The organism is Achromobacter sp. UBA5777, from assembly GCF_002418565.1.
In the GTDB taxonomy this organism is placed as follows: domain Bacteria; phylum Pseudomonadota; class Gammaproteobacteria; order Burkholderiales; family Burkholderiaceae_B; genus Achromobacter; species Achromobacter animicus.
The window spans coordinates 60,075-70,698 of record NZ_DIEJ01000082.1; the positions used below are offsets into that span (position 1 = coordinate 60,075).

Genomic DNA, 10,624 nt, shown 5'->3' on the forward strand with positions numbered 1-10,624 from the left:
GGCATCGCATGACTCCATTGAAGAACATCACGGTCCTGGACCTGAGCAAGGTGCTGGCGGGGCCGCTGTGCGGGCAGTATCTGGGCGAACTGGGCGCGCGCGTGATCAAGGTCGAGCCGGTGGGCACCGGGGACGACACGCGGGCGTGGCTGCCGCAGGATGCGGGCCAGTCCGCGACCTTTCTGGCCGTCAATCACAACAAGCGCAGCCTGGCGGTGGACTTGAAGTCCGAGGCGGGGCGGGCGGTGGTGCATCGCCTGGCCGCGCAGGCCGACGTCGTGCTGCAGGGATTTGGCGGCAAGACCGCCGCGCGGCTGGGCGTGGATTACGAGACGCTGGCTGGCATCAACCCGCGCCTCGTGTATTGCGAGATCTCGGGCTATGGCCGTGAAGGCCCGATGGGTGAGGAGCCCGGCTACGACGTCATGCTGCAAGCCTTCAGCGGCATGATCAGCACGATGGGCGATCCGGGCGGCAATTTTGCGCGTGCCAGCTTTTCGCCCGTGGATCTGGGCACGGGATCGTTTGCGCTGAGCGGGATTCTGGCGGCGCTGCTGGAACGCGGCCAGACGGGCAAAGGGCAGTACCTGGACGTGTCGCTCCTGGATACGTCGTTGGGCCTGATGTCCTACATGGCGCAGAACTATTGGCGCACAGGCACGGTGCCCCGCCGCATGGGCACCGGGCATCCGGCCATGTGCCCTTACCAGGCCTTTCGCGCATCCGATGGCGATCTGATGCTGGGGGTGGGCAACGACGCGCAGTGGCGGCGTTTCTGCGCGGCGGCGGGGCTGCAGGATTATGTGGATGCGCCGGCGTTTGCGACCAATGCCGAACGTGTTCGCAACTTTGATGCGACGGTTGCCCTGGTGCAGTCGTGCATCGAGACGCGCACGGTGGCGCAATGGCTGGACTTGCTCAAGCCGGCGGGCATTGCCTGTTCCGCCATTCACACGTTGGACCAGGCGCTGGCGCATCCGCAGGTCGCGTCGCGTGAATTGATCGTGACGAGCCAGCACCCGGTCCTGGGCGAGGTGTGCAACGTAGGCCTGCCCGTGCGCTTCGGACGGCAGCCGCGGGTCGCTTCGCGGCCCGCGCCGATGCTGGGCGAGCACAGCCGCGAGATCCTTGCGGAACTCGGCTTTGACGAATCGGAGGTCGCAGCGATGCTGGCAACCGGCAGCGTGCAGCAACACGCCTCGAACGAAGATGCGAAACACGGAGATGCGAAATGAGTCCCTTGCGATATGAAGTCCGCGACGGCATTGCGGAAATTTATCTTTGCCATGCGCCCGTCAACGCGCTGGACGTGGACGTTCTGGACGTGCTGATCGGCGCGCTGGACGAGGCCAATACGGATCCGTCCGTGCGCGCGGTGCTGCTGGCGAGCGGTCTGCCGGGCCGATTCTGCGCGGGACTGGATATGAAGCAGCTGCTGCAAAACACGCCGGCGCGCGTGCGCGAGTTGCTGACGCGGCTTTACATCAAGCTTTATGACGCGCAGTTCAATCTGACCAAGCCGTCGATATCCGTCGTGTCGGGCGCTGTGCGCGGCGGCGGCATGACGGTCGCGATTTCCAGCGACATGATCGTAGCTGCCGACACCGCGACGTTCGGTTATCCGGAGATCGACGTGGGTGTGCTGCCCGCCATTCATTACGTGCATCTGCCGGCCATCGTGGGCAAGCACCGGGCGTTCGATCTGCTGTTCACCGGCCGCACCTTTGATGCGCAAGAGGCGCACGCGATGGGCCTGGTGACGCGAGTGGCGCCGGAGGCCGAGCTGCTGGATCAGGCGCGCGCGCTGGCGCGATCGCTGGCCGCCAAGCCCCCGGAAGTCCTGGCGATGGGACGGCGCGCATTCGTGTACAGCAATGACAACGAGTACCGGCGCCGCGTGGCGACGGCGGTGGAGGTGTTCTGCAACGCCGCTGCCACGCCGGAAGCGCGCGAGGGCTTGAGCGCCTTCGTGCAGAAGCGCGCGCCCGACTGGACCAGCGTCGCCGAGGCGCGCTAACGCTACTGGCCGGTGAATCGGGGAGGGCGCTTTTCGCGGAACGCCGCGACGCCCTCCGCGAAGTCTGCCCGTGCGGCCGACTGCAGAAAGCGCGCGGTCTCTTCGGCTAGCTGCGTTTCCAGCGGCGCGTGCGCGGCGCTGCGCAGCAATGCCTTGGCGCCCGCGATGCCGTGCGGTGCGTGGCGGGCTAGGTCCTGCGCATAAGCCTGCGCCGCAGCCGACAGTTCACCGGCTGGCGCGGTGCGCGTGATGATGCCCCACGCCTGCGCCTCGTCAGCCGTGAACGCGTCGTGCCGCAGCAGAAGATCAAGCGCGCGCTTGGGACCGGCGGCGCGGATGAGGCCGTGCGTCATGCCGGCATCGGGCGTGGCGCCGAGCTTCAGGTAGGCCGTCATGAAGCGCGCGCCGGCTTCGGCGATGGCCAGATCGCAAGCCAGCACCAGCGACAGGCCCGCGCCCGCCGCCACGCCGTGCACCTGCGCCAGCCATATCTTGTCCATGCGCGGGATGCGCGTGACGAAATCATTGAGCGGCGTGAAGAGATCCGACAGCGTGGCGCGCACCGTCGTGGTGTCGCCCGTGAACATGCTGATGTCGCCGCCCGCGCAGAAGGCCTTGCCCGCGCCGCGCAACAGCACGACCTTCACGGCGTCGCACGTTTCGAGCCATTGCGCGGCCCGCAGCAGGTCGCGGGCCATGGCGACATCAATGGCGTTGAGCGCGTCCGCACGGTTCAGCGTCAGGGTGGCGAGGGCGCCTTCGGTCTCCAGCAACAGCGTCTGGAACTCTGGTAGTTCCTGGGTCATGGCGAGTCTCCGTTGTCGGGTAAATACCAACTGTCGATCAAAAAACCGCGATGCTATGGTCTGAACCGAGCGCTTGCTTGGTTGGGGTTTGAGCACGCTTAGCGTAACGCATAGAACGATTTTCCGGCGCTGTACTGGCGAAGGTAAAGACAGGTTCGTTGCATCACCTGCCTCGCAGGGCCGCCAAAATCACCGTCGTAAAAAATGCCCGCCGCAGGCGGCAAAAAAACTTCGCATCAAAAGCGGGGAGACAAATGGTGGATCAGTCCGACAGGCCTGCGTTGCTGGAGGCCGAGGGGGTGACGCTGGCGTTCGGCGGGGTGAAGGCGCTCACCAATGTGGGCTTTCGCGTCGCGCCCGGCTCCATCACCACGGTCATCGGCCCGAACGGCGCCGGCAAGACCTCGCTGTTCAACACGATCTCCGGGTTCTATAAACCCGCCGCCGGACGCATCCGCTTCGAGGGCCGCGACATCACGCGCGTGCATGCGCCGGAACGCGCCAGGCTTGGCCTGGCGCGCAGTTTCCAGAACATTGCGCTGTTCCGCGGCATGACGGTGCTGGACAACATCAAGCTGGGCCGACACGCGCATCTGCGCACCAATGTGCTGGATGCGCTGTTCTACCTGGGCCGCGCCCGCCGCGAGGAAATGGCGCTGCGGGCGGACATCGAAGAACGCATCATCGACTTCCTGGAGATCGACCATATCCGCCACGCGCCGGTCGCGGCGCTGTCGTATGGGCTGCAAAAGCGGGTGGAGCTGGCGCGGGCGCTGGCGATGCAGCCGAAGGTGCTGATGCTGGACGAACCTGTTGCCGGCATGAACCGCGAAGAAACGGACGACATGGCGCGCTTCATCCTGGATGCGCGCTCTGAATGGGGTGTCACCGTGCTGATGGTGGAGCACGACATGGGCATGGTGATGGACCTGTCGGATCACGTCGTGGTGTTGAACTTTGGGCAGGTGATCGCCCATGGCACGCCGGGAGAGGTGCAGGCCGATCCCGAGGTCATCAAGGCGTATCTGGGCGCGGGCGACGTGGGTGATCTGCGCCGGCGGTTGCGGGAGGCGGCCTGATGGACTGGCTGTTCCTGTTGGAGGTGTCGCTGGCCGGGCTGGGCAGCGGCGGCCTGTATGCCCTGGCCGCGCTGGCGTTCGTGATCGTGTACAAGGCGACCCGCGTGGTCAACATTGCCATTGGCGAATTCCTGATGTTGGGCGCGTATGTGTTCTACGCGTTCGCGACGGGGATGGAATGGCCCATCTGGCTGGCCATCGTGGGCGCGGTCGTCTTGTCCGGCGCGTTGGGCGCCGTTGTCGAGCGCCTGACCATACGGCCGATGCTGGGCGAGTCGCCGATCTCCGTCTTCATGATCACCGTGGGCCTCGCATCGATTCTGGTCGGCGCGGTCGAACTCATCTGGACGGCCGATCAGCGGCGCCTGCCGGAGTTCATGCCGCGCGCGCCCGTCATGGTGGGCGAGGCGTTCGTGGCGCCCAAAGTGTTCTACGGCTTCTGGGTGGCGGTGGTGCTGGCGCTGCTGGTGCTGGTGGTGTTTCGCTACTGGCGCGGCGGCGTGGCGCTGCGTGCGACCGCGTCGGATCAGGGCGCGGCCTATGCGATGGGCATCAACGTGCCGCGCGTGTTCTCGCTGGCGTGGGTGACGGCGGGCGCCATTGCCGCGGTGTCGGGCGTGATCGTGGGCGCGATCGGCGGCATTTCTTCGTCGATGGGCGTGTTCGGGCTGTCGGTGCTGGTGGTGGTGATCGTGGGCGGTTTGGACAGCGTTGCCGGCGCGCTGGTCGGCGGCATCTTCATCGGCCTGCTGGAAGCGTGGGCCGGTGCGTATCTGGGGGGCGAGTACAAGCTGCTGGCCACGTTCGTCGTGCTGGTGGTCGTGCTGATGGCCAGGCCCTATGGCTTGTTCGGCACCCGTGAAATCGAGAGGCTTTGATCCATGCGCATCGCGACCGCCAAGCAGACCTACCTGGCCGACGAGGCGCTTTTCGACACGCGCACGCAGCACGTGTGGCTGGCGCTGCTGGCGGCCTCGCTGGTGCTGTTTCCCTTCGTGGCGAACGCCTACTGGCTATATCTGGCGTGCCTGGTCGCGATCAACATCGCCAGCGCGACAGGGCTGAACATCCTGACCGGCTATACCGGGCTGGTCAGCCTGGGACAGGCGGCGTTCATGGGCCTGGGCGCGTACACCGTGGCGGTAATGGAACTGCACCTGGGCACGCCGGTTCTCGTCAACCTGCTGGCGGGCGGCATCGTTGCGATGCTGGGCGGGTTGCTGGTCGGCATTCCGTCGTTGCGGGTGAAGGGACTGTACCTGGCGATCTCCACCATTGCCGCATCCTTTATCGCGCACTTCATCTTTGCAAATTGGCAGTTCACCGGCGGCACGAGCGGGCTGCAGGTGCCGCCGGCGCGCGTCCTGGGCATGGACCTGGACACCTCGTTCAAGATCTACTGGCTGATCGTTCCGGTGACCGTGCTGATGGTGCTGGGCGCGGCCAACCTGTTCCGCACCCGCATCGGCCGGGCGTTCATTGCGATACGCGACCGCGACATTTCCGCCGAGGTGCTGGGCATCCGGCTCTTGCGCTACAAGCTGCTGTCCTTCGGGCTGTCCTCGTTCTACGCCGGCGTGGCGGGCGGTCTGTGGGCCTATTTTTTCCGCGTGGTCACGCCAGAGAGCTTTCCGCTCATCATGTCGATCTTCTTCCTGGCGGCCATCATTGTGGGCGGCATGGGCTCGATCCTGGGATCCATCCTGGGCGCCATCTTCATGACGATGGTGCCGGAATTCCTGAAGCTGGTCGTCGGCTGGCTGCCGGTGGGCGGCGATGCGCTGCGGCTGATATCGCCGGTGCGCACCATTGTTTTCGGCCTGCTCATCGTGGGCTTCCTGATCTTCGAGCCGCACGGGCTCGCGGAAATCTGGCGGCGCGTGCGCCGATTCTTTCACCTCTGGCCTTTTCGCACGTAGCGCAACGCGTGCGGCGTGACGGCGGCCACCCATAAGACCCAGGAGACAAACCATGAAGCGCATCCGGATAGGCAGCGGTTTATCGAGGTTGTTGGCCCCGTTGGGCCTGGCGGCGGCCTTGGCGGCAGCGCCCGCCGCGCAGGCGGCCGAGGACCTGGTGCTGGGCGGCTCGATTCCGCTGAGCGGCGTATTCGCCTTTGCCGGGCAGGGCATCCACGCCGGAATCACGGACTACGTGAAGATCATCAACGACCAGGGTGGCATCAAGGGCCGCAAGCTGCGTTATGTGCCGGAAGACACTGCATACAAGGTGGACGCTTCGGTGGCGGCGTTCAAGAAGATCACCAGCCAGAACAAGGTGAATTTCTACTACGGCGATTCGACGGGATTTTCCAAGACCATCAATGCCGAGCTGAACCGCACGGGCGACATCCTGATGACGGGCGCGTCCTTTGCGACCGAGCTGAACGATCCGGCCAAGTATCCCGCCCAATTCATGCTGGGACCGGATTACACAGAGATGTTCGGCATCTTGCTGCGCTACATCGCCAAGGAACAGCCGGGCGCCAAAGTGGCATTCGTGTATTCGGACACGGAATTCGGCCGCGATCCGATCGCCAGTTCGCGCGCGGTGGCCGAGAAGCTGGGCCTGAAGGTGGCCACCGAGATCATGACGCCGCCGGGCAGCGTGGACGTGTCGACCGAGGTCATCAAGCTGCGCCGCGCGGATCCGGACTTCACCATCTTCCATGGCTACGTGCTGGCGCCGATTCCCGAGTTCGTGGGGCAGGGCAAGCGCATGGGGCTGAAGACGCGCTACATGGGCACGTTCTGGACGATGGACAACTCGACCGTGATGCAGATGGGCGAGGATGCCGAGGGCTTCATGGGTGTGATGCCGTACCGCTACTACTACGATCAGGCGGCCGACGCGCCGATGCTCAAGAAGATCCGCGAAATGCGGCCGCAGTACCAGAGCACGGGCTACATGCAGGGCTTTCTGGCCGCCATGCTGTTCTCCGAGGTCGCCAAGCGCACGCTGGACGCCGGCAAGGAACTGACCGCGGCCAACATGAAGGCGTCGCTGGATGGCATCAAGGACTTCGATACGGGCGGGCTGATCGGCGTGCCGATCACCATCAAGGGCAACTCGATACCCGTGGGCCGGATCTATCGCGCGGACGTCAAGCAGAAGCAGATGGTGCCGGCGTCCGACTGGATCGTGCTCAAGTGAGGCAGCCGTGAATCCGGGACATGACGCGCGGGGACCTGAGGAGCGAGCGGGCGTGACCGCCGCGGCGGCGCCCATGGCGGTGCTCGACATCAACAACATCGAGGTCGTCTACAACAAGGCGGTGCAGGTGCTGCGCGGCTTGTCCTTGTCAGTGCCGGCCGGCAGCATCGTGGCGCTTCTGGGCAGCAACGGGGCCGGCAAGTCGACCACGTTGAAGGCCGTATCGGGTCTGCTGGACCTGGAGGACGGCGAGCTGGTGCGCGGCCACATCTTGTTCGGCGGCGGCGACACGGCGGGCATCAAACCGCAGAATCTGGTGCGATCAGGCCTGGCGCACGTGATGGAAGGGAGGCGCGTGTTCGAGGACCTGACCGTGGAAGAGAACCTGGTGGCGGCGACGTATGCGCTGACCGGACGGAAGGCGGCACGTGCGGACTTCGATCTGGTCTACGGTTATTTCCCGCGGCTGTTCGAGCGGCGGCGCGGGCTTGCCGGCTATCTGTCCGGCGGCGAGCAGCAGATGCTGGCGATCGGCCGCGCGCTGATCGCCCAGCCGACGCTGATGCTGCTGGACGAGCCGTCGCTGGGACTGTCGCCGATGCTGGTCGAAAGCATCTTTTCGATCATCGCGCGCATCAACAGCGAACAAGGGGTGTCGATGCTGCTGGTGGAGCAGAACGCGTCCGTGGCGCTGGCAGTGGCGCATTACGGCTACATCATGGAGACCGGCAAGGTGGTGATCGACGGCTCCGCGGACAAGCTGGCGGCGGATCCCGACGTGCGCGAGTTCTATCTGGGCATCGGTGGCTCGGGGGAGGCCCGGGGCTTTCGGGACATCAAGCATTACAAGCGCCGCAAGCGCTGGCTGTCATGACGGACGCGCATACCGATCCGGGCGACTGGCCGCCGCTGACGCTGCCGCAGATGCTGCGCGAGCAGGCGCGCCGGCAGCCGTCCGCCGTCGCGATCCGGCAAAAGGACTTCGGTATCTGGAAGCCCATGACGTGGGATCAGTACTGGCAGCGCGCCTGCCGCGTCGGCCTGGGACTGCGCGCGCTGGGGCTTGGCGTGGGCGGGCGGGTTGCCATCGTCTCGGACAACCGGGTGGAATGGCTGCTGACGCAGATGGGCGCTTGCGCGGCCGGCGGCGTGGCGGTGGGCGTCTATTCCACCAGCCCTGCCGAGGAAATGGGCTACGTGCTGGCGCACGCGGACGTCGAACTGGTGGTGTGCGAAGACCAGGAGCAGACCGACAAGGTGCTGCAGGTGGTGGACAGTCTGCCCCATCTACGCCGCATCGTGGTGATCGAAACGAAGGGCCTGCGATCGTACGCCGACGCGGATCGCGCGCGCATCGTGACATTTGCGGAGGTCGAGGCTGATGGCGGCCAGCGCGAGGCCGTGGAGCTGGCCGCGCTGAACGCCATGCTGGACGGACAGCAACTGGACGACACCGGGTTGATGATCTACACGTCCGGTTCGACCGGCAAGCCGAAAGGCGCGATGCTGAGCTACCGCAACATGCGCGGCGTGGCGCCCGGCATTGCCGATCGCCTGTCGATGGATGCGTCCAGCGTGCACCTGTCTTACCTGCCGCTGTGCCACGTCGCCGAGCAGATGCTGTCCACGTTCGTGCCCATCTATTTGGGCTCGCAGGTGAATTTTGGCGAGTCGCTGCGCACCGTGCAGGAAGACCTGCGCGAAGTCGCGCCGACGATTTTCCTGGGCGTACCCCGCATCTGGGAAAAGCTGCACGCCGCAATATCCATCAAGATGCAGGAGGCCGGACCGGTGCAGCGGTGGCTGTACGGCCGTGCGCTGGCGCAATGCTCGCCGTTTCTGGAAAAGTCCCCCGCGCAGTATCGGCTGGGCGAACGGCTGACGCACTGGCTGTGGTATTGGCTGGTGCTGCGCGCCTTGCAGAACTTCATCGGACTGCGGCGCGTGCGGGTAGCGATGACGGGCGCGGCGCCGATACCGCCGGACGTGGTGCGCTACTTTCGGACGCTGGGCGTGCCGCTGGTCGAGGTGTACGGCCTGACGGAGTCGACCGGGATGATCTTTGGCCAGCATCCGGACCGCGTGAAGGTGGGCACGGTGGGCGAGCCGATTCTGGGCGTGGAATGGCGCATCGGTGACGCCGGCGAACTGCTGGTGCGCGGCGACATGGTGTTCCAGGGCTATTACAAAAATGCGGAGGCAACGGCGGATACCGTGCGCGACGGCTGGCTGCACACGGGCGACATCGCGGTGATGGATGACGAAGGCTTCCTGCGCATCGTCGATCGCAAGAAAGACATGATCCTGGTGTCAGGGTTCAACGTCTATCCGAACGAAATCGAAGACGTGGTGATGCAGCACAGCGGCGTGCTGGAAGTGGCGGCGGTGGGCGTTCCCTCCGGCAGCAGCGGTGAAGCGGTGAAGATATTTGTGGTCAAGAAAGATCCTTCTCTGACCGAGGATGCGCTGATAACGTTTTGTCGCCGTCAGCTGACGGGCTATAAAGTGCCGAAGCTGGTGGAATTTCGGGATGAGCTGCCGAAATCCAACGTCGGGAAGATATTACGACGAGAATTACGTGACGAAGCCCGTGCCAAAGTGGACAATAAGGCCTGAGCTTCACGTTAATCGCCCAGACGCCGGTTAAGCCGGCGTTTTTTATGGGCGCAAACAAAAGAGAGTCCGATTTGAATTACCAGATGATCACTACCAACGACGAGCTGGCTTCGCTGTGCGAGGTGACGCGTGAATTTCCCGCTATCGCCCTGGATACGGAATTTGTCCGCACCCGAACGTACTATCCGCAGCTGGGTCTGATTCAGATGTATGACGGCAAACACGTGTCGTTGATTGACCCCCTCGGCATTACCGACTGGGCGCCAATGCGCGAGCTGTTGCTGGATACCGCCGTGACCAAATATCTGCACGCGGGCAGTGAAGATCTGGAAGTCTTTCTCAACACCTTTGGCATCATGCCGCAGCCGCTGATTGATACCCAGATCCTCGCGGCGTTCAGCGGTCGTCCGCTCTCCTGGGGCTTCGCCGCGATGGTGGAAGAGTACACCGGTCTGACGCTGGATAAGAGCGAATCGCGTACCGACTGGCTCGCGCGTCCGCTGACGGCGCGTCAGCTTGAATACGCCGCGGCAGACGTCTTTTACCTGCTACCGATTGCCGGCCAGCTCATGAAAGAGGCTGAGGCGTCCGGTTGGCTGTCTGCCGCACTGGACGAGTGCCGCATGACGCAGCAGCGTCGTCAGGAAGTGGTTGATCCGAAAGAAGCCTGGCGTGACATCACCAACGCCTGGCAGCTGCGCACCCGTCAACTGGCCTGTCTGCAATTGCTGGCTGACTGGCGTCTGCGTAAAGCGCGTGAGCGCGATCTGGCGGTTAACTTCGTGGTGCGTGAAGAACACCTGTGGGCGGTGGCGCGCTATATGCCGGGTAGCCTTGGTGAACTGAACAGCATTGGCCTTTCCGGAAGTGAGATCCGTTTCCACGGTAAAACGCTGCTCGCGCTGGTAGAGAAAGCTCAGCAGCTGCCGGAGGACGCACTGCCAGAACCGCTG

The 10,624-nt window shown here is 64.6% G+C and carries 9 protein-coding genes and 1 pseudogene; 9 read left to right on the top strand and 1 reads right to left on the bottom strand.

Annotated elements, in window-relative coordinates; translation table 11 throughout:
• The first annotated feature begins 8 nt into the window (after positions 1-8).
• Together B3446_RS05950 and B3446_RS05955 are read left to right on the top strand one after the other, a co-directional pair.
• A complete protein-coding gene (locus B3446_RS05950) occupies positions 9-1,235 on the top strand; it encodes a CaiB/BaiF CoA transferase family protein (protein WP_291378393.1) in 1,227 nt (408 codons plus the stop codon).
• The gene (locus B3446_RS05955) at positions 1,232-2,017 is read left to right on the top strand and encodes an enoyl-CoA hydratase/isomerase family protein (RefSeq protein WP_291378395.1); all 786 of its coding nucleotides are present in this window, start codon (positions 1,232-1,234) and stop codon (positions 2,015-2,017) included. Before B3446_RS05950 ends, B3446_RS05955 begins: the two co-directional genes overlap by 4 nt.
• Positions 2,018-2,019: 2 nt before the next feature.
• Here the strand turns inward: B3446_RS05955 and B3446_RS05960 are convergent, their stop codons facing one another.
• On the bottom strand, positions 2,020-2,823 hold the full coding sequence (locus B3446_RS05960; RefSeq protein ID WP_291378397.1) for an enoyl-CoA hydratase/isomerase family protein: 804 nt from the start codon (positions 2,821-2,823) through the stop codon (positions 2,020-2,022).
• Between the two features lie 254 nt (positions 2,824-3,077).
• On the opposite strand from B3446_RS05960, the gene B3446_RS05965 reads away from it, so the two are divergent.
• From B3446_RS05965 to rnd, 7 genes and pseudogenes are all read left to right on the top strand, one after another.
• A complete protein-coding gene (locus tag B3446_RS05965) occupies positions 3,078-3,902 on the top strand; it encodes an ABC transporter ATP-binding protein (RefSeq protein ID WP_291378399.1) in 825 nt (274 codons plus the stop codon).
• The gene (locus B3446_RS05970; RefSeq protein ID WP_291378401.1) at positions 3,902-4,780 is read left to right on the top strand and encodes a branched-chain amino acid ABC transporter permease; all 879 of its coding nucleotides are present in this window, start codon (positions 3,902-3,904) and stop codon (positions 4,778-4,780) included. Before B3446_RS05965 ends, B3446_RS05970 begins: the two co-directional genes overlap by 1 nt.
• A gap of 3 nt (positions 4,781-4,783) precedes the next feature.
• The gene (locus B3446_RS05975; protein WP_291378404.1) at positions 4,784-5,821 is read left to right on the top strand and encodes a branched-chain amino acid ABC transporter permease; all 1,038 of its coding nucleotides are present in this window, start codon (positions 4,784-4,786) and stop codon (positions 5,819-5,821) included.
• Between the two features lie 52 nt (positions 5,822-5,873).
• Complete coding sequence (locus tag B3446_RS05980; RefSeq protein WP_056318909.1) at positions 5,874-7,055, top strand: ABC transporter substrate-binding protein; 1,182 nt, start codon at positions 5,874-5,876, stop codon at positions 7,053-7,055.
• Between the two features lie 73 nt (positions 7,056-7,128).
• Positions 7,129-7,929, top strand: a complete 801-nt coding sequence (locus tag B3446_RS05985) for an ABC transporter ATP-binding protein (protein ID WP_291378434.1) — start codon at positions 7,129-7,131, stop codon at positions 7,927-7,929.
• Positions 7,926-9,602: pseudogene (locus tag B3446_RS05990) on the top strand (AMP-binding protein); the annotation flags it as partial. The gene B3446_RS05985 and the pseudogene B3446_RS05990, both read left to right, overlap by 4 nt.
• 140 nt (positions 9,603-9,742) lie before the next feature.
• Positions 9,743-10,624 (top strand): ribonuclease D (gene rnd, locus B3446_RS05995; RefSeq protein WP_291378407.1); only part of this gene is annotated, 882 nt, incomplete at its 3' end.